We start from the raw sequence: 22,753 nt of genomic DNA, 5'->3' as shown, positions 1-22,753 counted from the left end.
CACGGGTGGAGCGGTGTCGGTCAGTTGCGCAGTGCGGCAGGCCAGCCCGATCGATCGAGTCCGTGGGTGCGGAGCATCGCCAGTGCGATGCGTTCCATGCCGAAACCGACGCATGCGCTGTGGGCGGGTTCGCCGTCGGCGGTCTCGATGCCGAAGGTGTGCCCGAAGTGATCACGGTGGCAGTTGCACGAGACGACCGCGGTGCCCTCGTCGAGATCTCCGTAGAGCTTGACGACCAGCTCGGTCTTGAGGTTCTCGTTGCGCTGGTTCGCCGCGAGCATGCGTCCGGCGCGACCGAAGAAGGGGTCGTTGGCGATGACCGCCTCGGCTTCCAGTCCCAGATCTGCCAGTACCTGGAGGCCGCGCGGTACCCAGCGTTCGCGGTGTGCGACCGCCTCGTCGGGGGTGCCGACTCGAACGAACTCGTGCATCCGAAATGCTTGCATCCGAGCCGGATCCACCGCGGGCTCGTGCCGGAAGCAGTAGCCGTAGATGTCCATCAGCGTGCCCTCTTCGGGCAGCGTGCCGGTGAGCATCGAGTACGACGGATGGCAGGCGGCCGAGACCAGCATGGTGCCCGCCGAATGCAGAAAGTGATCCCAGTCCTTTCCGTCGGACCTCTCCGCCAACAACGCTGCATGTTCCTTGTTGTCGCCCTCGAACGTGTTGATGGCACCGGTGAGGTTGGGGAACGACGCGATGTAGTCGGTGCGCTCGAACGCTTCCCGGGGGAAGACCGGAGCGAATCGGAACCGCGTGGCCTGACGGCCGTGCTCGGCGACCCCGGCCTCGGTGACGCGGGCGTCGACGAACTCGATGATGTCCTCGAATTCGCCACTGCGCCCGTACAAACCGGGGATCGAGCTGGGTACCAGCAAGCCGGCGTCGATCAGCTCGGCGCGAAAAGACGCTCGGGCGGAGTCGAGTTCGCTGATGTCTGTCTCCGGTGCGGAGTGTGTGGTGGTCATTATTTTCCCTTGTAGACGAGGGAGAGCTGGGCGTTGTGCCCCAGGATGCGTTCGTTGCTGACCATGATCGCGGACCCGTGCGCGTCCCGAAGATGACGGCCGATGCTCATCTCGCCGTCCTGTCGGTACCCGGAGATGCCGCAGATCTGCAGTGCCTTGCCGACGATGTCGATGACGAGCGTCGACGCGGTGACCTTGACGTTGTTGATCTTGAGCGCGAAGCCGATGGCTCCGAGCTCGGCCGGACTGTCGGCGACGGCCTCGAACTTGGCTGCGGCACCGAACACCGTGTCCACCAACTGCTCGTGCACCACCATCAGCTCCGCGAGACGAAGCGCGCTCGGCGGCGGCGTTCCCGGAGTCTTGCGTGCGGCCTTCTGCACCGACTTGCGGGCCTTGGTGACCGCCGCGTCGGCGATGCCGAGCCACGCCGATCCCCACAGCACGTGCGCAACCGGAAGCATGGTCTGAGCGGAGATATCGCCGTAGTTGTCGCCCAGGATGTTCGACGTCGTGGTGCGTGCGTCCAGCATGAAGCCGGGGCTGCAGGTGCCACGGAAGCCGAGGGTGTCCCAGGTGCCGGTCTTGACGAGCGTCACGTCGGGCTTCTCGCACACCACGAGCACCTGATCGCTCGGCGGGCTGTCGACGCTGCGCCGCGCCGTCGCCAACACGATCTGTGCGTACTCGCCGTACGAGATGACCGGTGCGTTCTTGCTGAGCGTGATCTGCTCACCGTCGTACTCCACCGCACAGCTGCTCGAACGTACGTCGCCACCGATGTTGATCTCGGTGGTGGCCGACGCGACCAGTATGCGATCGGTCACAATGCGACGCTGCAGGTCTGCCATGGCGTCGGACTTGCCGTGGCGGACGATGCTGAGCACCTGCGACTGGTGCATCACGAAGATCATCGCCGTCGATGCGCACTCGGCACCGAGGGCGCGCGAGATCCGGGCGATGTCGGTCAGTGTTGCCCCGCCTCCGCCGAACTCCCGCGGAATTCCGACCCCGAGCAGGCCGGCGTCGCGCAGCGCATCCACCGATTCGGTGGGAAAACGGGCATCGCGGTCGACCTCGTCGGCATAGGTCCGCAGTACGGCCAGCACGTCGGTGATCGACTGGTCGATCGAGCTCTCGTAGACGGTGGTCATGGCCTCAGTCCGTCAGCTGGGCGATGGCCGCGGCGATCGCGCTGATGCTGCCGAACGTCGACTTCTGCAGCATGGTGTCGGGGAACTCGACGTCGAATTCGTCCTCGAGCGCGATCATGACGTTGACGCTGGCGTGCGAGGTGAGACCGCTGTCGTAGAGATCGGCGGCCTCGTCGATGCCCTCCACGGGAACCGGAAGCTTTCCGAATTTCTCCAGCACGGTTCGCACTCGAACCACGTCGTGAGCATTGAGCGTCTGCATCGAAACCTCCACCGATCGCGTTAACCACGAGACCGGACGGCCTCGTCGTCGACTCAGGGTCGGCTGGCTGTGCGCCTTTTCGACCCAAAGTCTCCCCAGACCCCTCCAAACAATATCGTAGATTGTTTAGTAGCGTTACCGGGATGCCCGCATCGGGCTTCTTGACCGCCGTACACTTCGAGTGGAGCGGGGGCTCGTACGGGCGCCGGATCGGGCGTCGAAACACAATCTGTGAAGGACTGTCTGGTCGATGGGTGGAGTCTGCGGGGTGTCAGTGGGTACTGGTGCCGTGCGCATCGCGTACATCGCCGACGGCCGCCGCGTCGAGGACTCCATCGATGCCGAGGGCGCACACGACCTGCTGCCAGGCAAGCTCGTCGACCTCGGGCCGTTCGAAGACATCGTGCTGGCCGGATGGGACACCGCAGCGGTGACGGCGCTGCTGGAGACCCTCGGCGACGGCACTGTTCCGAAAGCCCGCATGGTCGAGGAGTCCCGCGCCTTGCTCGCCTACGCCCGGACCGTTCCGGAACTGGCCGACAAGGACTACGTGCTGGTCGTCGACCTGGGCAAGAAGGGGCTCTCGGCAACCGCACTCGATGTCGCGGGCGAGTACGTCGAGTGGACCGCACGCACCGTCGACATCAGTGGCGACCGCTTCGACGAAGTGGTTCGAGGCATCGTGATGGCCAAGGGCATCCTGCCTGCTCCGGTCGGACCCGAGGGCGATCAGGAATATCAGGCCTTCTTCCGCGAGCTCAAAGAGCTGGTCAGCTCGTCGGTTGGCGTCCGGGCACCCAACCGCGGTCCGATGTTGCTCAGCCGTAAAGAATTCGAGCGAGAGATCACCCCGCTCGTCTCCGATGCATTGGACTGGGCCTCCAAGCAGGCCCCCGACGCAGTACTGCTGATCGGCGGCGGTGCAGGCATTCCCGCGGTGCGCACCATCATCGAAGACAAGTGGAACGTCCCCGTCCACGTGCCCGACGCGCCTGCGATGGCCGTCGCCAAGGGGGCGGCACTCGACGAAAGACCCGTCGAAGCCCCCCTCGACGCCGATGTGGGAATCATCACTGTCCCGGACGATGCGTCGGAACTGCTCGATGCGCCCGAGGTGCTCGCCGCACCCGACACGCTCGATGCACCCGACACACTCGATGCACCGGAGACGACCGGCCTCGACACCGTCGAGGAGTGGATGGTCGACGGCCTGACCGTCGACCAGCTCGCGACCGAGGATCTGACGATCCCGTCGACCACCTTCGATACGGACCCGGCAGCCGTCGACCTCGACGAACCTGCACTCCTGCAGCCCGAGGTACTCGAACCCGCGGTTCTCGAACCCTCACCCGAGCCCGGTGTCGTCGCCGAGCCGGTTCGCCGCGGCTCACGCACCTGGTCGGTGCGTGATGCGTCCGTGCTCGTCGCCGTGAGCCTGTTGATCGTTGCGGTGGTGGGACTGGTGTTCACCAGGGGAAACACGCCGCCGCCCACTCCTCTGATCGAGCAGCAGGTTCCCGTGGATTCCACGTTCGCCGCGCAGCTCTCCGCCGCCGCCGGTCCGGCCGACGGGGCCGCTCCCGGTCCCGCCGAGTTGCCCGTCCTGGGGCCGGCCCGACTGTCCGACGCGGACCTGTACGAGCGGGTGTTCACCTACGACGGCGAGTTGTACCTACCGGCTGTCGATGCGGAGCTGCCGGAATAGACCGCGGGTTCGGTTCGTGCCGGCCCTAGGGGGAGCGAGACGGGTTTCGTCACGTCCGGGTGCGCCCGCCTCCGGGGCGCGCGCCCCGCCGATTCGGCCGAAGCGGTAGCCTGGCGCTCTGGACGAGCTGTTTCGCGTCCGAAGACAACTGCCGATCGAAGTGAGGCCGAAGACCGTGACTGTGCTGCTTGGGGTGTCCATGGGGACCCGGGCCGTGCGCACGGCGCAGCCCCGAGCCGAGCAGTTCGGGGCACCCGTCGCCGACCCTTCCGGCCTGGTCACCGACATCGACCGGCCTCTGTTCTTCCGCAACGAACTCATCGACAGCGTCGGCGGAGACCTTCCGCATCTGGCCGCCGAATCGATCGGTGCTGCAGCCGAAACCGAGCCCGAACTCTCCACCGGCGTCGCGTACCGCGACCCCCGCCAGGCCGACGCGCTGCATGCTGCCCTCGCCGGGGCGCACCTGCACAACTACCACCTGGTCCACGAGGTGGAAGCTGTCGTCGAATACCTGGCAGCAACGGGCGAAGCGCGCAACTGCAGCTCCGTCGCCCTGTTCGACCTCGGAAGTTCCGGACTGACCGTCAGCGTCGTGGACTTGGTGCAGCGCACCGTCATCGCCTCGCAGCGATCCGGTGAGTACAGCGGGGATCTGTTCGACGCCTACGTGCGCAACAATCAGCTCCAACGCCTCGGCAAGCAGTCGACCGACTCCGACATGGCGCTGTTCGAGAAGCGCTGCCGAATTGCCAAGGAACGCCTGTCCACTCAGGACGCCGTGTGTCTGCCGGATGCGAGCGGCATGATCCTGCTCTCGCGTGAGAACTTCGAGCTGCTGATCACCGACCTGCTCGACGAGGCCGTCGAGTTCGCGCGCGAGGTGATGATCGGGGCCAACGTTCCCATCGACGCCGTCGTACTGATCGGCGGCGGTGCCCGCATGCCGATCGTGCAGAAGCGCGTCGGACCGCTGCTCGAACTGCCGTCGATCGTGCCGACGGAGCCCGAGACCGTCGCGGCACGTGGAGCGGCACTGTCCGCTCGGCCGCATTCGCGCACACGCACCGTGACGCGACGCGTACCGGACGCCGTCCGGCCGGTGGAGTCCACAGCGTCGATCGCAGCCGAACCCGCATCGCGGGTGCGCTCGGAGCCGGTGTCGGCTCCGGTGCCGCCTCCGCTACCCGCGCCGGTCCGACCGGTTCCGGCTCCCGCGGCAGCGCGTCCTGTCCCCGCCCGGCCCTGGATCGCGGCGGCGCAGGTCGAGGCACCGCTCACCGAGGGCTCGCATTCTCGGGACACGGTTTCCGAGATGCCGGTCGAGCCCGCCGGTACGGCGGCAGGGTTCGCATCCTCCAGATTCACCGACTCCGCCGAATCCGTTGCAGTCGATTCGGTTCCGGACACGTCACCGGTAGTGGAAGATGTTCTCGACGACCACGTGCAGGGGGCGCGGGTCGACGGGGAGGTCGTTGCGGTGAGCGCGAACACGGGGGATCCGTCTGCCGAGGGCTCTGCTGCCCGGACCGAGGCAGAAGACGACGGCAAGCCGGTTCCGTTCCAGCTGAAGAACGTCTACTGGCTCGACGCCGATTACGACGACGACGACGGCGAGGACGATCGCACCCGGGCTCGGCGCAAGCTCCGCACCGGAGGCGTTCTCGCGCTCGGTCTCGCGCTGGTGGTGGGCGTCTCGGCGTTCATGCTCACCCAGCAGAACACACCGCAGGTGGTCGACACCTCGGTCAGTCGCAGTCAGACCCAAGCTCCTGCTGTCACCACCACGGCACCGCCCACGTCGGTGACACCCGCTCCTGTCCTGCCGCCGCCCGCGCCGGCACCCACCACTTCCGTCGAACCGACCACGGTGCCGCCGGAGACCGAGGTCTACCAGGAGCCGTGGACGCCGGAGCCGACCACGACGACGGCCGAGCCTGCTCCGCCGCCCGTCGAGAGCGTTCCTCCGACGACGCAGCAGCCGCCTCCTCTGATCCCGGGTTTCCCGGACTTCACGTTGCCGGTGTTCCCACCGGTCGCTCCTGCTGCACCCTGATCGAACTCACTTGTCCGCGTGTGTGTTTCGCGGTCGGATGTGCTCGAAGATCAGGATGGTCTCGGTGGCGGCCACAGCGGGGTCGGCGCTGAGATTCTCGACGACGAAATCACGAAGCGTGGCGGTGTCGACGGTCGCCACATGCACCAGGAAGTCGTCCGCACCGGCAATGAAGTAGATGTTCAGCGTCTCCTTCCGTGAGGCGATCTTCGATCCGAATTCGCTGATGCGTCGTCGAGCATCTGCTTGCAGCCGAACCGAGATCATGGCCTGGATGCCCTGGCCGAGTGCCTCGGGATCGATCTCGGCGTGGAAGCCGCGGATGACGCCGCGCTCGACGAGCCCGCGAACCCGCGCCAGTGCGGTCGACGGTGCAATACCGGCCGCAGCGGCGAGTGCGTTGTTGGGTGTGCGAGCGTCGCGACGGAGCTCGTCGAGCAGGATGTGGTCGATCCGGTCCAGTGGAATCGACCGAACATCGTTCGGCTGAGTGCCCGCTCCACCCGTCTCGAATGAACTATTGCTCGCCATTCGGCGATCGTACAGAATTTTGTTCACATCCGTTGCAGGTATTTCGTAGATAATTCATAGTTGGCCTACACGGATGGAGCCACGGCTTCACGTCACCCACCACCGAGGAGGCCGCCATGAAGATCGGAATTCCACGCGAGATCAAGAACCACGAATACCGGGTGGCCATCACCCCGGCGGGCGTGCACGAACTGGTCTCGCGAGGACACGAAGTGATCATCGAAACCGAAGCGGGAGCCGGTTCGTCGTTCACCGATACCGACTACAAGGCAGCCGGTGCGCAGATCCTCACCGATGCCGCCGAGGTCTGGGAATCGGCCGAGCTGCTGCTGAAGGTCAAAGAACCTATCGCCGAAGAGTATTCACGCCTGCGCAAGGGGCAGGTGCTGTTCACCTACCTACATCTCGCGGCGTCCAAGGCGTGCACCGATGCGCTCCTGGAGTCGGGTACCACCGCCATCGCCTACGAAACCGTCACTGCGCCGGACGGTTCGCTGCCGCTGCTCGCGCCGATGAGTGAAGTCGCCGGACGCCTCGCCCCGCAGGCCGGTGCCTACCACCTGATGTCCAGTGAAGGCGGCCGCGGAGTTCTGATGGGCGGAGTTCCCGGAGTGCGACCCGCCAACGTCGTGGTGATCGGAGCCGGTGTCTCCGGAAAGAACGCCACCGCAATCGCTTTCGGCATGCACGCCGACGTCACCGTGCTCGATCTCGACGTGAAGGCGCTGCGCGCCATCGACGATCAGTACCGCGGTGCCGTCAAGACTCTGGTGTCGAATGCGTACGAACTCGAACAGGCCGTTCTCGCAGCAGATCTCGTCATCGGCGCAGTGCTGGTGCCCGGAGCCAAGGCACCGAAACTCGTGTCCAACAGCCTGGTTCAGCGCATGAAGCCGGGTTCGGTTCTGGTCGACATCGCCATCGATCAGGGCGGCTGCTTCGAGGATTCGCACGCCACCACCCACGCCGATCCCACCTACAAGGTGCACGAGTCGGTGTTCTACTGCGTCGCCAACATGCCCGGTGCCGTACCGCGCACCTCCACCTACGCACTCACCAATGCCACCCTGCCGTACGTCGTCGCACTCGCCGACAAGGGTTGGGAAGCTGCCTGCGAGGCGGACTCGGGTCTCAAAGCCGGGCTGAGCACGCACAACGGTGCGTTGCTCTCGGAGACCGTCGCCGCTGCCTTCGCCTGACGAGCGGCAGCGGCTCTACGCACTGTGGCGGCCGGAGCCCCGGGTCTTGCGGGTGGGTACCGCGGCCCGGCGCTCGGCGCGGTTCGAGGTTCCGGTCACGGTGATGGGGCGCGCCAGTAGCACCGCGATCGCCGTGGTCAGCGGAACCGACAACGCCAGCGCCACGCCGCCCACCGCGGAGCGGACGATCTCGATGGCCACCGAATCGCCGGTGAGCACGTCCTGGATGGACCGATCGGCGACGCTGAAGAGCAACAGCAGTGGGAGCGCACCACCGGCGTAGGCGAGCACGAGGGTGTAGACGGTGCTGGCGATGTGATCGCGCCCCACCCGCATAGTGGCGGTGAAGATCTCGCGTCTCGATGCCGTCGGGTCGACCGAGGCGAGCTCGAAGGCCGCCGACGCCTGGGTGATCGTCACGTCGTTGAGCACGCCGAGCGAGCCGATGATGAAGCCGGCCAACAACAGACCGGTGACGCTGACGTTGCCGATGTACGTCTGGACGGCGGTGTTCTGTTCCTCGGACAACCCGGTCAGGTGGGTCATGCGGATGGCGACGTAGGACAGCACTGCCGCCACCGCCATCGAGGTCAGAGTGCCCAGTAGTGCCGAGCTGGTGCGCAGATTCACCCCGTGCGCCAGATACAGCACGGCGTAGAGGATCACCGCGCCGGCGACGAGGGCGACCGGAATGGCGGGTGCACCGTCGAGCAGTGCGGGCAGCATGAACACCACCAGCACGGCGAACGCGATCAGCAGACCGACCAGCGCGCGGAACCCCCGCCAGCGGGCGACGATGCAGATGACCACGGCGAACACACCGACGATCAACGCCAGCGGCAGGCCGCGGGAGTAGTCGTTGAAGGAGTAGCGGACTCCACCGGACGGATCGGTCTGGAGGACCAGCCGGATGTCGTCGCCTGCGCTCAGAGTCGGTTGTCCGGGGCCCGGCGCGATCTCGAGTACCGTCCGTTTGCCTGCGTCCTCGCCGGTGGTGATGTCGACGATGCTGCGTTGGCATTCGTACGAGTCGTTGACGGCGGGTGTCGGGTTGCCGGTGAACGCCCGACCGGCGTCGGGGCTGCCGCAGGTCCCTATGCTCTGCGAGGTGATGGTGCCTGCCTCGGTGGACACCGCACCTCCGCCGGAGGTCTGGAACGGCAGCGGGATATCGACGTTCTGCTGGCTGGGCCACAGAGCGATGGCACCGCCGATCACGGCAATGGCAATGGCGACCAACAGTCCGACGACGACCTTGGCTGCCACCGGTCCCAACGGCACCGGTGCGTCGCTGTGGCCGTGCCCATGACCGTGACCCACATGAGATCCGAGGCTCGGCCTACTGCCGTCGGGAGTACTGCCGGTTGATTCCACGGTGCCAGGCTAGTACGGGGCCGGGCCGTTGCCCGATGCGAGGAGCTCGGTGGCGGGGAGCAGGGGGGGCGTCCCCCGCCACCACCTGACCGACCCGGGGGGGGAGGGGTACGACCAGGGCTCGCGGGCACCGAAGTGCCGTCCGCCAATGTACAGATCATTCGCCGTTCAGGCGTGAGCACCCCGATGTTTTGTGCATCACTTTCAACTACTTTTCGGTAACTTCGCGTCTCATTGCTTGTACGACGCGAGGAAGTTACCGAACCTCTCGATCGCCACGGCCAGGTCTCGGGCCCACGGCAGCGTGACGATGCGCAGGTGATCGTGGCCGGGCCAGTTGAAGCCGGTTCCCTGAACCACCAGGATTTTCTCCTGCAACAGCAGATCCTGGACGAGCTTCTCGTCGTCGTAGATCTCGTGGACTTCGGGATCGAGTCGTGGGAACGCGTAGAGCGCACCCCGCGGCTTGACGCACGAGACGCCGTGAATTGCGTTGAGCTTCTCCCACGCGACGTCGCGCTGCTCGAGCAGACGACCGCCGGGCAGGATCAGATCCTCGATGCTCTGATATCCGCCGAGTGCGACCTGAATGGCATGTTGCGCAGGCACATTGGGGCACAGTCGCGTCGACGCGAGAAGGTCGATACCCTCGATGAAACCTGCGGCGTGCGCCTTCGGTCCGGTGATCGCGAGCCATCCGGCGCGGTAACCGGCCACTCGATACGCCTTGGACAGTCCGTTGTACGTCAGGCAGAGCAGGTCGGGAGCCAGGCTCGCCAGCGAGGTGTGCTCTGCGTCGTCGTAGAGAATCCGGTCGTAGATCTCGTCCGCGAGCAACAGCAGCTGGTGCTTGCGCGCCAGATCGACGATGCCCTGCAGCACCTCCTTCGAGTACACCGCGCCCGTCGGGTTGTTGGGGTTGATCACCAGCAGTGCGACGGTCTTCGGGGTGATCTTGGACTCGATGTCGGCCAGATCGGGATTCCACCCGTTCTCCTCGTCGCACAGGTAGTGCACGGCCTTGCCACCGGACAGCGTCGTCATCGCCGTCCACAACGGGTAGTCAGGGGCCGGGATCAACACCTCGTCACCGTCGTCGAGCAACGCCTGCATCGTCATCGTGATGAGCTCGGACACTCCGTTGCCGAGGTAGATGTCGTCGACGTCGAGCTCGGGGAAGCCGGGTTCGAGCTCGTAGCGCGTCACGATGGCCCGACGAGCCGACAGGATGCCCTTGGACTCCGAGTACCCCTGGGCCACCGGCAGCGCCGCGATCATGTCCCGAACGATCACGTCGGGAGCCTCGAATCCGAACGGTGCCGGATTGCCGATGTTGAGCTTGAGGATGCGGTGGCCCTCTGCCTCGAGGCGCGCGGCATGGGCGTGTACCGGTCCGCGGATCTCGTACAGCACGTTCTGCAGCTTGGTGGACTGCTGCAACGTGCGGTAACGCGGCTGGGAGTGGGTCTGCGGAGTGGTCACCCGTCACATCGTGCCAGGTGGGCGGTATCGGTTTCCACAAGGTTGTTTCGCGAGGTCGTTTCGCGCGGGGTTTGTTCGAGCGCGTTGTCGGTGGCGAGTGGAACAATCTCGTTCCATGTGCGGACGGTATGCCAGTACCCGGAGTGACAGTGACCTGCAGGCGGTGTTCGACATCGCCGAGACCGTCGGTGCGGAGGTGCCGCCGTCCTACAACGTGGCCCCCACCCAGACGGTGCGGACGGTGCTCGAACGAGCACCGAAGGACGAACCCGAGGCCGACGCCGTTCGACAACTGCGGTCGGTGCGTTGGGGCCTGATCCCGTCATGGGCGAAGGACGCGAAGATCGGTTCCCGGCTGATCAACGCCAGGTCCGAGACCATCACCGAGAAGCCGTCGTTCAAGAAGGCGGCAAGTCGGCGACGATGCATCGTCCCCGCCGACGGGTACTACGAGTGGGAGAAACGCGACGGCGCGAAGGTGCCCTACTTCCTGCACGAGGGCTTGGATGATGGTCGTTCCGCGGGCTCCACTCCTGGAGTGCTCGCGATGGCCGGCCTGTACGAACTGTGGCGAGACCCAACCAAGGCCGAGGACGACGAGGCGCGTTGGGTCTGGTCGGTCACCGTGCTCACCTCGCCAGCTGCCGATGCGCTCGGGCACATTCACGATCGCTCGCCCGTCGTGCTCCCACCGGATCTGCGCGCGAGCTGGCTCGACCCCGCGGTGACGGACCTCGGTGACGTTCGAGACCTTCTCGCCGCGATCCCCGAGCCACGGCTCGAGCCCTACGAGGTCAGCACCGCGGTGAACAGTGTGAAGAACAACAGCCCGGAGCTGTTGACGCCGGTGTAGCGGTGACTCAGGCGAGTCTCGTTCGGCAGATCTCGGCAATCGCGGCCCGCTCGTCCGGCGTCAGCTCCTCGGCCACCGGCGAATCGAGGATGCGACCCAGTCGTTCGAAGTAGGTACGCGCGTCGACGCCGAATGCCACGTAGATGTCCTCGTCGCTGCCACCGCCGTACCCACGCCAGGTTCGGCCGAATGTCAGAATCTCGTGGTCCACCGATTGGGTAGTGGTCCGGCGCATGGTGTCCCCCTAGTGCTACTTGTCTCCCATCATCCGGGTCACGGTTGAAGGGCCGGTGAACAACGCGTTACGTGCACGTCAGTTCACTAGGGTGGACGGCGTGACTGCCCTCGCATTCGGATCCTGGCCCTCGCCCATCACCGCAGCCGATCTGTCCTCGGCGGGCCACCCCGTCGAGGGTGGGTGCTTCGTCGGCAGCGAGATCTGGTGGTCGGAACTGCGGCCGGCCGAACAGGGCCGAACGGCCGTCTGCCGCCACGTCGACGGAGAAGTGCAGCCCGTTCTGCCCGCACCGTTCAACGCCCGCACCCGCGTCCACGAATACGGCGGGGGAGCCTGGACTGCGACGGCAGACGGCGACCTGGTGTTCGCCGAGTTCTCCGATCAACGCGTCTACCGACTCACCCCCGGCGGCGCACCCGTCCCGCTGACTCCGAAACCGGCTGTGGCGTCGAGCATCCGGTACGCCGATCTCTCGGTGGTCGGCACCGACGTGATCGCAGTCCGCGAGATGCACGACGCAGGCGCGGTGTCACGAGACATCGTGGCCATCGATCTCGGCGGCGGCGGGGTGCGCTCGCTGGTGGCGGGCTCGGATTTCCTGGCGTTCCCGAGACTGTCACCCGACGGCACCCACATCGCTTGGATCGCGTGGAACCACCCCCAGATGCCCTGGGACGGAACGGAACTGCGTGTGGCTTCGCTGGCCGATCCTTCGTCCTGGACGGTGCTGCTGGGTTCGACCGAGGAATCGGTGATGCAGCCGGAATGGATCGACGACGGATCGCTGTATGCGATCGGTGACCGAAGTGGTTGGTGGAACCTGTATTCGGTCACCCTCGACGGTTCGGTCACCCCGCTGCTGACGCTCGACGCCGACTTCGGGGCTCCGCTGTGGCGGCTGGGATCGAGTTGGTACTCGCTGCTCGACGACGGAAAGCTGCTCACCGTGCGCACCGTCGGCACCGACACCCTCGCGGTACTCGATCCTGCGTCCGGCGCGCTGGAGGACATCGCGATCGACGGTGTGACCTCGGTGGGACTCGGTGGGCGCTCCGGGTCGACCGTGCTCCTCAAGGGTGGCGGAGCCCAGGTCGCAGGTGGATTGTTCGCCCTCGATCTGGAATCCGGCGAACTGACCTCGGTACGTTCGGGTTTCGAGTCCGTACCCGACAACGCATATCTGCCCGAGGGACGTCAGGTGACGTTCCAGGGGCCGAACCGCGAGGTGCACGCCATCACCTACGCGCCGCGCAACCCCGATTACGAGGGGTTGGACGGCGAAGTCCCGCCGTACGTGGCCTTCGTCCACGGCGGCCCGACAGCGCACGTGGCACCTGCTCTGAACCCGTTGTTCGCCTACTTCACCAGCCGCGGCATCGGCGTCGTCGATGTGAACTACGGCGGGTCGAGCGGATACGGCCGCGAATACCGCAACCGGCTGCGTGGGCAGTGGGGAGTGGTCGACGTCGAAGACACCATCGCCGCGGTGCAGGGGCTGGCCGACAGCGGACTCGCCGACCCGCGCCGGTTGGCCATCGAGGGTGGCTCCGCAGGTGGCTGGACGGTGTTGGCTGCGCTGACATCCTCCGACGTGTTCGCTTGCGGCGCATCGTACTTCGGTGTCGCAGAACTGGAATTGTTCGTCGCCGAGACCCACGATTTCGAGTCGCGCTACATCGACGGGCTGATCGGACCGTTGCCCGAGGCAATCGACCTGTACCGCACCCGCGCGCCGGTCAACAACGTCGACGGACTGTCCTGCCCGGTGCTGTTGCTGCAGGGGCTCGACGATCCGATCGTGCCGCCGTCCCAGGCCGAGCGGTTTCGAGACGCCATGGTGGAGAAAGGAATACCGCACGCCTACCTGGCATATGCGGGCGAGTCACACGGATTCCGCAAACTGGAAACACAGGTGAACGCACGGGAATCCGAACTGTCCTTCTACGGCCAGGTCATGGGCTTCACGCCGCCGGGAATCCCCGAGCTGCAGCTGTGGCGTCCCTCTAGCTGAGTGGTGGGTGCGCGCGCTTCGCTTCCAGGAACTCGAGCAGCGCGCTGGGGATGGCGCAGTACTTGCTGTTGCCCTCGGACAGCTTGCTGCCTGCCTCGAACGCTGCCTTCGACGGGCCGTCGTTCTCGAGGATGAGTGAACAGAGGCGCTCATCGGTGCGGCCGGACTCGCAACACGTCTCGACGTGCGCTCGGTCGTCCGGGGTCAACGCCGACCACCACTCGTCGTAGCGTCGCCAGAGCTTGTCCGCGTCGTCGGTCATGCCTGCTCCTACTTCTCGGGTACGCCGTGCGTTTCCGACCATACTCACGGTGCCCGATTCGTCCACGTCGCGGGGGTGGTCCGGGGGAGCCTCACACCGCTTCTGCAGGGTGCGCGTCTGTATTCGGGCGCGACGAGGGGCGCGCGGTCGATAGAAAGGTCGCTCGGTTGCGTGGTCCCGCTCTGTGGGCGGCATCGCGGATCATCCGATCGACGAGCTCGGGGCGATCGAGATCCGACCAGGCGATTCGCACCACCTGACGGCCGGTTGCGCGAATGCGATCCTCGCGACGCTTCTCTTCCCACAACACATCGGCCGCCGACTTTCCCTCGGGCACGTAGCGTCCGTACTTCGCCTTGCCGTCGAATTCGAGAACAGTCCCGATGTCGGGGAGGTCGAAATCGACCCGCCCGACGACTCCGCGGGAATCTGTGATCGTCACCTGCAGCTGCGGGGTGTAGCCCAGATGGTGCAGCAATACTCGGGCGCGTGATTCGCCGACGCTCTCGGACCGACCGTCCGTGAATTCTGCGACTCGACGCGCCATCCGATTGCCCGGATGATTCGGACATGAATCCAGTGCTGCGACAACATCTTCGGCGGTGAGTCCGCGTGTTCTCGCAGCGAGGTCGGCGATACAGACAGCCGTCTCGAACGGGAGAGTGCGAGCGCAATCGGCAACAGTGCGCGCCAGACCTGTGACGCGCACTCCGTCGAAGTCCACGACTTCTTCGTCGGTGTACGGCGAGGTGTGTACTGCTCGAACGGCGCTGCCACGACCGCCGCCACGGGCGCGGTTGCGCGTGATGTGAACTCGGCCGAGGTCCGCATTCCATACGTCGAGACCATGGAATATTGCGGCGCTCACATGGCTGACAACGGCATCCGGGGCTGTGGTCGCGTCGAAGACGGCCTCGGCGACGACTCGATGCTTGTCTTCTCTCGACAGGGCATCGAACTCCTCTCTGCTGACGAACCGTCCGGGACGGAGTCGCCGCCACGCTCGCGTTCGGCAGTAGCGCTGCAACTCCGCGTCGGAAATTCCGCGGGAGAGTGCGTCGGATCGCGAGACGATGCGGGTCATGGAGAAATGCTCTCGGGCGCAGTCGATCTCGACAACCCCCACGCGGCCGATTGTGGATAACTCGGTGCCTGTGGATAACTCGTGGGAGTGGACCTCACACCCCTACTGACGACTGCGCGCCCCTGCTCTGAAGTGAGCGGGGGCGCGCAGTCGGTAAAAAGGGTGTGAGGTTACTTCCGGCGACCCGGAACCTTGGCTCCCGGAGCGAATCCGAGTCCACCGGCCTTCGGCTTGGGCGGAGTCCGATCATCCGATTCACCCGCAGTGTCCGACGCTTCTGCCTTCGGCGCCTCTGTCTCAGGCGCCTCTGCCTCCGGTGCCTCGGCTGCCGGTGCGTCGGCGACCGATGTCTCGGCTTCCGGAGTCGGCTCGGCCTTCTCGGGCTCTGCTTTCTCCGGCTCGGCTGGGGTCGCTGCCGGTGCGGACGCTGCACCCGGCGTACGCGCACCAGGCTTCTTGAATCCGGACTTCACGGCCAGGCCCTTGGGCTGGACGGTCGGCTTGGATTCTGCTGCAGCCTCGGTGGCGGGTGCCTCCGACGCCGTGGCCTCGGCAACCGGTGCCTCAGCAGTGGGTGCCTCTGCCTTGGGAGCCTCTGCCGCAGGTGCTTCGGAGACCGGCGCTTCGGCGGCCGGCTTACCCGGTGCCTTGGCGCCTGGCTTCTTGAATCCGGACTTCACGGCCAGGCCCTTGGGCTGGACGGTCGGCTTGGATTCGGTTGCAGCCGAAGCCGATTCCGCAGGTGCGTCAGGCGTTTCCTGGGCAGGTGCCGACGCCGTAGTGGCCTCGGCAGCAGGCTTACCCGGTGCCTTGGCTCCCGGCTTCTTGAATCCGGACTTCACAGCCAGACCCTTGGGCTTGACCGAGGGAGTCGACTCCGAGGCCTCTGCGGTGGCAGGTGCTTCGGTCGACGCGGGAGTGTCGGCAGGTGCAGGTGCAGGTGCAGCCGCCTTCGCGCCGGGTGCCTTGCCCTTCATCTGCAGACCCTTGCCGCCGGGTGCCTTGCCCCCGGCCATGCCGAGACCCTTGGGCTTGGCGGCGGGTTCTGCGTCGGCACTGTCGGCCGGTGCAGCGGAACCGGGTGCCTTCGCTCCCGGAGCCTTGGCCAGACCCTTCATCTTCAGACCGCCGCCGGCCTTCGGAGCCGGAGCTGCCGGAGCGGACTTCGCCTCGGCCGGCTCCTCGACGGGTGCGATGCGCTCGGCTTCTTCGACCTCGGCAGCGTTCTCGGTCGCCAGTTTCTCCTCGGGAGTGCGCTCGCGAGGAATGACCTTGATGTTCTCGCCCAGTACCGAGGACTCGACGCGGGTGATCGACTCGAGCATCAGCTGCGCGACGTCGACGACCTCGACGCCCTCGTGTGCGCCGCCTTCCTGACGTGCGGTCACACCGTCGGTGAGCATCACGCGGCAGAACGGGCAACCCGTGGCGATCTTCTTCGGGTTGGTCGCCAGTGCTTCGTCGACCCGGTCGATGTTGATGCGCTTGCCGATGTTCTCTTCCATCCACATGCGTGCGCCACCGGCACCACAGCACATGGACCGCTCACCGTGGCGCGGCATCTCCTTGAGGTTGGAGCCCGACGCGGCCATGAGCTCACGCGGGGCGTCGTACACCTTGTTGTGACGGCCGAGGTAGCACGGGTCGTGGTACGTGATGTCCTGGCTGACCGAGGCCACCGGGATCAGCTTCTTCTGTCGCACGAGGCGGTTGAGCAGCTGCGTGTGGTGGACCACCTCGTAGTCACCGCCGACCTGCGGGTACTCGTTACCGAGCGCGTTGAAGCAGTGGGCGCAGGTGACGACGATCTTGCGCTTGCTCTGCTCGACGCCGTCGAACACGTTGTTCAGCGTCTCGATGTTCTGCATCGCGAGCTGCTGGAACAGGAACTCGTTGCCCGCGCGGCGAGCGGAGTCGCCGGTGCAGGTCTCGTCCGCACCCAGCACCATGAACTTCACGCCTGCAGTGGCGAGCAGCTCGGCGACGGCCTTGGTGGTCTTCTTCGCGCGGTCCTCGTAGGCACCGGCACAGCCGACCCAGAAGAGGTACTCGTAGTCCTGGAACGAATCGGCGTCCTGGCCGAAGACCGGGATGTCGAAGTCCATCTCGTTGATCCAGTTGAGGCGGTCCTTCGAGTTCTGGCCCCAGGGGTTGCCCTTGTTCTCGAGGTTCTTGAACAGACCTGCGAGCTCGGACGGGAACTCCGATTCGATCAGCACCTGGTAGCGGCGCATGTCGATGATGTGGTCGACGTGCTCGATGTCCACCGGGCACTGCTCGACGCAGGCACCACAGGTGGTGCAGCTCCACAGCACCTCGGGATCGATGATGCCGCCCTCGATGGCGTCGGCGACGAGCTTGCGGTCGGCTTCGTCGCGGGCGGCCTGCGGGATGGCGTCGAGCTTGGCCTGATCGACGTTGCCCTCGGAGTCGACGAGTCCGACCTCGTCACCTGCCATGTCCTTCTTGCCGCCGGCCAGCAGGTACGGGGCCTTGGCGTGGCTGTGGTCGCGCAGCGACATGATCAGCAGCTTGGGGGAGAGGGGCTTGCCGGTGTTCCACGCGGGGCACTGCGACTGGCAGCGGCCACACTCGGTGCAGGTGGTGAAGTCGAGCCAGCCCTTCCAGCTGAAGTCCTCGATCTTTCCTGCGCCGAACGCGTCGACGTCGGGGTCGGCCTCTTCCATCTCGAGGACCTTGCCGCCGGACATCATCGGCTTGGCCGGGCCGAGGGCGACGGTGCCGTCGTCCATGCGCTTGAAGTAGATGTTGGGGAACGCGGTGAAGCGGTGCCACGCGACGCCCCAGTTGATGCGAGAACCGACGATGTAGAGCCAGATCATGCCGGACATCAGTTTGATCAGCGCGAAGATCGAGACCATGTTCGAGTTGGCCGGCAGCAGCTCGGCCAGGCGCATCGTGAAGAAGTCGGTGTACGGGTTCGCGTGTCCGTACGTCGCGATCTTGCCTGCCTTGACGAACACCATGCCCAGACCCTCGATGAGCACAACGGCCTCGACGAAGTAGGCGGCCTTGAATCCGGAGCCGGCGAAGCGGGATTGGCGCTCGGGCTTACGCGGGTGGTTGAGCTGACGGATGATGATCAGCGTCGTGATGCCGATGACGGTGCCGAGTCCGAGGAGCTCGTCGATCAGGTGGTAGGCCGCGGTGTTGCCGACGATGGGCCAGTGGAACTCGGGGTTGAACGTCTGACCGTAGGCCTCGAACCAGACGATGAAACCGAGCATGAAGCCGATCATGACCAGCCAGTGCGCCCAGCCGACGGTGCGGAACTTGACCATCTTGGTGTGGGCCAGGAACTCGACGAGCATCTGCTTGAAGCGAGGCACTATCGGTCGCCAGCGGTCGGGTGCCGGCTGGCCAAGTCGCACGATGTTGAACATCCGCAGGCCCCCGCGAATGAAGACGTACCAACACACAAGGCTGAGCAGAGCACCGACTGTGCCCAACGTGATCGTCAGGGCGTTCATGTCGCGGCCTTTCGTTCAGGTGGCAGCTGGGGGCTACCGCGGGTTCAGCCCGTCGAGCCGGCTGACGGGCTATGTTACTCGCCAGTAGCAGTTTCACCGTACTGATGGGTAACTTAGCATCGCCGGTTGAAGCGATGCTGGTGGGTGCGGAAATGAGGCCGTCCGACGGGTGGGCTGAACTCGTCAGTAGGTTGTCTCGCAGATCACCGTATGCGTAGGCCGTCGAGGTGCTGTCGGGAAGGCAGTCCTTACCTGCTCTGTGAACGCGGCGGGATGTCACCTGAAGGCCGGCCGAGGCCGGTGGGATCACGGGCCCGGTCTTCCTCGATCGGTCGAATGATCGACATCTCCGATCCCAGCATGACGTGACTCGGGCCGCTGTGCTGCGAATATCCAAAATGTTTGTGACAGTGGGTAACTGACAGGTGGCGGACCGGTCTCAAAAGGACAACGACCGGTCCGATTCGTACGCTACAATTCGGGCGCACCAAAAGTCGCAAAAGCGTCATCGGGGTGACTTTGCGTTTGACGGTTGCCTAGCGGTACTGCCAAGCATTCAATGCACAGAAACGGAACTGAACTCCACATGAAACTCAGCAAACTGGTCGTCACATCGGCCCTCGTTGCAGTCGCGATGGGCCTGGCCAGCGGAACCGCGTATGCCCAGCCCGTCGATGAGACGGCCCCCGGTGACACCAACTACACCGTCGATCTCGAAGATCGCACCATCGTCACCACCATCGACGCGGGTGTCTTCAAGGTCGCCGACGACGGCAAGACGGTCGACGTCCTCGACGCCGCCGACAACACCCTCGTGACGCTCCCGCTGTCGTTCAACCTCGGCGGACTCAACTTCCCGTACGAGCAGAACGTCGACGACAACGGCAAGACCCTGCGCCTGGTTCCGAACCTCGACTTCACGAAGGCATCGGCCAACTCGCGCAGCATCGGCGCAACGACCGTCGCCTCGCCCGAAGAGAACCTCAAGGCGCAGCAGAACTTCTCGTCGCAGCTCGGTATCGCGACCGCGATCGGTGGCTTCACCGGCACTGCGATCGGTGCCGTTGTCGGTGGACTCGGCTTCCTGGGCGGACCCGTCGGCTTGGCGTCGGTACCGCTCGGTGCAACGGTAGGCGGCATCGCGGGCACGATCATCGCCGGTGGCCCGACTCTCGTAGTCGCAGGCATCGACTTGATCAACACGCTGAACGCGGCACCGGGCACCACGGTCTGGGCCAAGTAGCCTTCAGCTCATGCGCCGAGCAGGGCCCGCACTCCACGAGAGTGCGGGCCCTGCTTCTTTCGAATCCGTCAGGCTCCGTGGATGGTGGCGAGCGAGAGGCCCTCGACGACGATGGTGTACGCGTAGCCGAAGAGTGTGAATCCGACGGACAGCAGTTCGTTCATGGAAGGTTCCGCCTCAGCGGTAGAAGGGTCACTGTTCGAGCGCGACAATGCGGCCCGCAGCGATGGACGCGTCGGATCATACGGAGCGTGGGTGTGTTTGTCCGAGTGGACGCCTACGACGTCCGGATGGTCAGGCCGGGGTTCTCGGCGAGTATGTCGTTGATGGGGGTGGCGAACAATTCCGGTCGCTGACCCTGCAGCATGCTGACGACGGTCGCGACCTCGCAGGAGGGCTGATCGCCCACGTTCGATGCACTCGAGATGCCCACGGCGAGGGTGCCGCTGACGATGGGGCCACCACTGTCGCCGCGCAACGCGCAGATGGACGTGGAGAAGCTGCGATCGAAGACGTTCTCTCCCAGCGCGACATGCTGACCCGTGGCAAGAATTGTGCCGCAACTGAATCCGGTTCTGGATCCGGATTTGCAGACCGGTGCTCCCACGATCGGATCCACTGTTCCGGTGACGTGCAGGGGAGCAGCCCAGGGGACTCGCACCGCGTTGCTCTCGAATTCGCCGACGTTGGCGTCGTCGATGTCGATCAAGGCGTAATCGTTGTGCGACCGGCTGGTTCGGTAGAACGTCCCGAATTTCGAGCCCACAAGACTGCCGTACATCGGATACGCGCCCGTCAGTGCCGCGGAACCGGTATCGGCGATATTTGGATTGCAGTGTCCCGCAGTGATATTGACGGACCCGTGCGTCGGGTCGACGGCATTGAACCCGAGTGAGCATCGCTGACCGAGGCCGGCAGGCGTGCCCGCCAGGTAGCTGTCGCCGCCGAGATACGAACTCGGGCGAATCGGGCCTGCCGTCGGTGACGGATCGAACGGGAGCAGGTCCACCAGAGGTTGGACGACATCGAGAACTGCCGGCGGGATCTCGATGGGTGATGCATCGACCTCGAAACCGCTGGCCGACGCGGCATCGGCCACGTCGGCGTGGGTCGGTCCGTCTGCCACCGCGACGACGGGACGCCCGTTCTCGTCGAGCCACGCGCTCGTGACCCCGCCGGAACCGATGGTGGCGGTGAACTCGGCCAACCGCCGCGCCGCGTCCGCTCGGTCGAGAAACTGCTGCGGATCGAGCCCGAGGTCGCGGGCCACGGCGTCGGCCAAGGCCGCGGGCAATACCGCTTCGGCCGCCGGATCTGCCGCTGCAGTGGGCGTGGACACGGCCAGCGTCACCAGAAGCGGAACTGCGACGATCGACAGCCGAAACGCACGGCGACGCATAGAAACCTCTCCCCCGGGCATCAGAAGATGTGATGCCGTTCACCCTGTTGTACGACTATAGGGGGTGAACGCCTCCCGAAGTAGCCACTACTCGGTGCGCAGTGTGGCTCCGGTCGCGCGCGTGACCTGATCGATGGGAATGCCCAGGCTTGCGGTGCCGCCGTACTGCGCCAGCGCCAGGTTGGCCTCGTTGCAATCGGGTGCGCCGCCGCTGTTGGATCCGCTGGTGATTCCGAGCGCGAGTGTTCCGGTCACGATGGCACCGCCGCTGTCGCCGGCGAGAGTGCATGCGGTGCTGGCGAATCCGCGAACGGTGCGGGACGTGCCGTCCTCCATGTAGAGCTGTGTCTCGACGCGATCGGCCGCAACCACTCCACAGGTGAACGACGACGACTGCCCGGACTTGCAGACCGGCGCTCCGATCACAGGAGCCGCGGTTCCGGTGACGGTGACGGTGCTGCCGTTCGCTCCACGGACGGTGGGGCGGTCGAGTCCGGACGCGACGCCGGTGTCGTTCAAGGCGATGACCGACCAGTCGAGGCCGTCCGCCGCACCCAGGCTGGACCGATCGAACGACCCGATCTGCGTGCTGCGCGAGATGTCGGCCGGATCGGGAAGGTAGACCGGTGCGCCGCCGGATCCGGTGGCCTTGTCGGGGTTGCAGTGGCCCGCGCTGAGATTGACCGCGGCACCGGAGGGGTCGACGGCGTTGAAGCCGAACGAGCAGATGCTGATGTCGGTGGCCGGAGCGTCGGCGATGGGTCCCGAGGTGGTGACGTAGGTGTCACCGCCCATCGGAGTCGGGTCGACCGGCTTGTTTCCGCCGGGGGACAGGATGACCTTGATGTTCGCCAGCAGTGTCGGCAGATTCAGCGCGCTACCGATCGGACTGTTCACCAGGTCGATGACGATCTGATTGTCGATGAAGTCGATGGCCGTGCCGTTGATCTGCTCGGAGATCTCGCGGGGGAGGCCTGCGATCCAACTGTTGAGGTCTGCCAGCGACTTCTCGAGTCCGTCTGCCGACACGGGCGACTGCGCGGTGGCGTATCCGTCCTTGGCGACGGCCTGTGCCGCAGCAGGCGAGGTGACGGCGACGACGGCATTGCCGTCGGGTCCGATCCAGGCACCGGCGAAATCTGCGGGACGGCTGGCCCGGAAGTCGGATGCGTAAGCAGACAGTTCCTGCGCACGGGCAGCACGGTCGAGGTACTCCTGCGGGGAGATCTTCAGATCTCGCTGCACGGCTTCGACGAGCTCGCGGGGAAGCTGATCGGCGGGTGACTGGACGACGGGTTCGGCTGCTGCTGTTCCGGAGAACGAAGCAAGAAGAACAAAAGCCGTCGAACACAGCACTGCGGCACGCAGCGCCCCGGTGTTACGCATGAAATCCCTTCATCGGGTGCTTGTCGTCAGCGACCCACCCTAGGGCATCGGGCGC

General features: G+C 65.6%; 18 protein-coding genes. 6 read left to right on the top strand and 12 right to left on the bottom strand.

The window, feature by feature from the left end:
* Positions 1 to 20: 20 nt before the first annotated feature.
* Genes CH302_RS02240 through CH302_RS02230 form a run of 3 tightly spaced genes read right to left on the bottom strand, consistent with a single transcriptional unit; the run spans position 21 to position 2,384 of the window.
* Positions 21 to 968 carry an amino acid--[acyl-carrier-protein] ligase gene (locus CH302_RS02240; protein WP_037194027.1) on the bottom strand — a complete coding sequence of 316 codons (948 nt, stop codon included), beginning with the start codon at positions 966 to 968 and terminating at the stop codon, positions 21 to 23.
* On the bottom strand, positions 968 to 2,122 hold the full coding sequence (locus CH302_RS02235; protein WP_037194029.1) for an acyl-CoA dehydrogenase family protein: 1,155 nt from the start codon (positions 2,120 to 2,122) through the stop codon (positions 968 to 970). Before CH302_RS02235 ends, CH302_RS02240 begins: the two co-directional genes overlap by 1 nt.
* A gap of 4 nt (positions 2,123 to 2,126) precedes the next feature.
* On the bottom strand, positions 2,127 to 2,384 hold the full coding sequence (locus CH302_RS02230) for an acyl carrier protein (RefSeq protein ID WP_037194242.1): 258 nt from the start codon (positions 2,382 to 2,384) through the stop codon (positions 2,127 to 2,129).
* Positions 2,385 to 2,652: 268 nt separating this feature from the next.
* On the opposite strand from CH302_RS02230, the gene CH302_RS02225 reads away from it, so the two are divergent.
* Together CH302_RS02225 and CH302_RS02220 are read left to right on the top strand one after the other, a co-directional pair.
* Positions 2,653 to 4,089: a hypothetical protein gene (locus CH302_RS02225; protein ID WP_141216586.1), complete on the top strand. Its 1,437-nt coding sequence runs from the start codon at positions 2,653 to 2,655 to the stop codon at positions 4,087 to 4,089.
* 175 nt (positions 4,090 to 4,264) lie between these two features.
* On the top strand, positions 4,265 to 6,145 hold the full coding sequence (locus tag CH302_RS02220; protein ID WP_082323797.1) for an Hsp70 family protein: 1,881 nt from the start codon (positions 4,265 to 4,267) through the stop codon (positions 6,143 to 6,145).
* A gap of 6 nt (positions 6,146 to 6,151) precedes the next feature.
* Here the strand turns inward: CH302_RS02220 and CH302_RS02215 are convergent, their stop codons facing one another.
* Positions 6,152 to 6,676, bottom strand: coding sequence for an Lrp/AsnC family transcriptional regulator (locus CH302_RS02215; protein ID WP_170945762.1), 525 nt, complete (start codon positions 6,674 to 6,676; stop codon positions 6,152 to 6,154).
* Positions 6,677 to 6,792: 116 nt separating this feature from the next.
* Between CH302_RS02215 and ald the strand changes: the two genes are divergently transcribed.
* Positions 6,793 to 7,875: an alanine dehydrogenase gene (gene ald / locus CH302_RS02210; protein ID WP_037194034.1), complete on the top strand. Its 1,083-nt coding sequence runs from the start codon at positions 6,793 to 6,795 to the stop codon at positions 7,873 to 7,875.
* A gap of 15 nt (positions 7,876 to 7,890) precedes the next feature.
* Here the strand turns inward: ald and CH302_RS02205 are convergent, their stop codons facing one another.
* Positions 7,891 to 9,249, bottom strand: coding sequence for a YibE/F family protein (locus CH302_RS02205; protein WP_052047959.1), 1,359 nt, complete (start codon positions 9,247 to 9,249; stop codon positions 7,891 to 7,893).
* Positions 9,250 to 9,480: 231 nt separating this feature from the next.
* The gene (locus CH302_RS02200; RefSeq protein WP_037194038.1) at positions 9,481 to 10,731 is read right to left on the bottom strand and encodes a pyridoxal phosphate-dependent aminotransferase; all 1,251 of its coding nucleotides are present in this window, start codon (positions 10,729 to 10,731) and stop codon (positions 9,481 to 9,483) included.
* Between the two features lie 115 nt (positions 10,732 to 10,846).
* Between CH302_RS02200 and CH302_RS02195 the strand changes: the two genes are divergently transcribed.
* Positions 10,847 to 11,584: an SOS response-associated peptidase gene (locus CH302_RS02195; RefSeq protein WP_037194247.1), complete on the top strand. Its 738-nt coding sequence runs from the start codon at positions 10,847 to 10,849 to the stop codon at positions 11,582 to 11,584.
* 7 nt (positions 11,585 to 11,591) lie between these two features.
* Here CH302_RS02195 and CH302_RS02190 read toward each other — a convergent pair whose 3' ends face one another.
* A complete protein-coding gene (locus tag CH302_RS02190) occupies positions 11,592 to 11,819 on the bottom strand; it encodes a DUF3263 domain-containing protein (protein WP_037194041.1) in 228 nt (75 codons plus the stop codon).
* A gap of 100 nt (positions 11,820 to 11,919) precedes the next feature.
* On the opposite strand from CH302_RS02190, the gene CH302_RS02185 reads away from it, so the two are divergent.
* Positions 11,920 to 13,833: a dipeptidyl-peptidase 5 gene (locus CH302_RS02185; protein WP_037194249.1), complete on the top strand. Its 1,914-nt coding sequence runs from the start codon at positions 11,920 to 11,922 to the stop codon at positions 13,831 to 13,833.
* Here the strand turns inward: CH302_RS02185 and CH302_RS02180 are convergent.
* The 3 genes from CH302_RS02180 to CH302_RS02170 form a co-directional block, all read right to left on the bottom strand.
* A complete protein-coding gene (locus CH302_RS02180) occupies positions 13,826 to 14,095 on the bottom strand; it encodes a hypothetical protein (protein ID WP_037194043.1) in 270 nt (89 codons plus the stop codon). The genes CH302_RS02185 and CH302_RS02180 overlap by 8 nt on opposite strands.
* 91 nt (positions 14,096 to 14,186) lie before the next feature.
* A complete protein-coding gene (locus tag CH302_RS02175) occupies positions 14,187 to 15,221 on the bottom strand; it encodes a hypothetical protein (protein WP_230596398.1) in 1,035 nt (344 codons plus the stop codon).
* Between the two features lie 128 nt (positions 15,222 to 15,349).
* Positions 15,350 to 18,670 (bottom strand): (Fe-S)-binding protein, encoded by a 3,321-nt coding sequence (locus tag CH302_RS02170; RefSeq protein WP_037194044.1) that lies wholly within the window; start codon positions 18,668 to 18,670, stop codon positions 15,350 to 15,352.
* A gap of 586 nt (positions 18,671 to 19,256) precedes the next feature.
* On the opposite strand from CH302_RS02170, the gene CH302_RS02165 reads away from it, so the two are divergent.
* The gene (locus CH302_RS02165; RefSeq protein ID WP_037194046.1) at positions 19,257 to 19,913 is read left to right on the top strand and encodes a hypothetical protein; all 657 of its coding nucleotides are present in this window, start codon (positions 19,257 to 19,259) and stop codon (positions 19,911 to 19,913) included.
* A 277-nt stretch (positions 19,914 to 20,190) separates the two neighbouring features.
* Here the strand turns inward: CH302_RS02165 and CH302_RS02160 are convergent, their stop codons facing one another.
* Positions 20,191 to 21,312: a S1 family peptidase gene (locus tag CH302_RS02160; protein ID WP_037194048.1), complete on the bottom strand. Its 1,122-nt coding sequence runs from the start codon at positions 21,310 to 21,312 to the stop codon at positions 20,191 to 20,193.
* An 87-nt stretch (positions 21,313 to 21,399) separates the two neighbouring features.
* Complete coding sequence (locus CH302_RS02155; protein WP_037194051.1) at positions 21,400 to 22,698, bottom strand: S1 family peptidase; 1,299 nt, start codon at positions 22,696 to 22,698, stop codon at positions 21,400 to 21,402.
* Positions 22,699 to 22,753 lie beyond the last annotated feature (55 nt).

This window comes from Rhodococcus sp. 15-2388-1-1a (assembly GCF_002259145.1).
Lineage (GTDB): Bacteria > Actinomycetota > Actinomycetes > Mycobacteriales > Mycobacteriaceae > Rhodococcoides.
This window is presented reverse-complemented; position numbering and strand designations above follow the sequence as displayed.

What these genes read in the sequence shown, in the direction of transcription:
- CH302_RS02240 (WP_037194027.1), bottom strand. Translation starts at nt 968, where the DNA reads ATGACCACCACACACTCCGCACCGGAGACAGACATCAGCGAACTCGAC.
- CH302_RS02235 (WP_037194029.1), bottom strand. Translation starts at nt 2,122, where the DNA reads ATGACCACCGTCTACGAGAGCTCGATCGACCAGTCGATCACCGACGTG.
- CH302_RS02230 (WP_037194242.1), bottom strand. Translation starts at nt 2,384, where the DNA reads ATGCAGACGCTCAATGCTCACGACGTGGTTCGAGTGCGAACCGTGCTG.
- CH302_RS02215 (WP_170945762.1), bottom strand. Translation starts at nt 6,676, where the DNA reads ATGGCGAGCAATAGTTCATTCGAGACGGGTGGAGCGGGCACTCAGCCG.
- ald (WP_037194034.1), top strand. Translation starts at nt 6,793, where the DNA reads ATGAAGATCGGAATTCCACGCGAGATCAAGAACCACGAATACCGGGTG.
- CH302_RS02195 (WP_037194247.1), top strand. Translation starts at nt 10,847, where the DNA reads ATGTGCGGACGGTATGCCAGTACCCGGAGTGACAGTGACCTGCAGGCG.
- CH302_RS02190 (WP_037194041.1), bottom strand. Translation starts at nt 11,819, where the DNA reads ATGCGCCGGACCACTACCCAATCGGTGGACCACGAGATTCTGACATTC.
- CH302_RS02180 (WP_037194043.1), bottom strand. Translation starts at nt 14,095, where the DNA reads ATGACCGACGACGCGGACAAGCTCTGGCGACGCTACGACGAGTGGTGG.
- CH302_RS02170 (WP_037194044.1), bottom strand. Translation starts at nt 18,670, where the DNA reads ATGAACGCCCTGACGATCACGTTGGGCACAGTCGGTGCTCTGCTCAGC.
- CH302_RS02165 (WP_037194046.1), top strand. Translation starts at nt 19,257, where the DNA reads ATGAAACTCAGCAAACTGGTCGTCACATCGGCCCTCGTTGCAGTCGCG.
- CH302_RS02160 (WP_037194048.1), bottom strand. Translation starts at nt 21,312, where the DNA reads ATGCGTCGCCGTGCGTTTCGGCTGTCGATCGTCGCAGTTCCGCTTCTG.
- CH302_RS02155 (WP_037194051.1), bottom strand. Translation starts at nt 22,698, where the DNA reads ATGCGTAACACCGGGGCGCTGCGTGCCGCAGTGCTGTGTTCGACGGCT.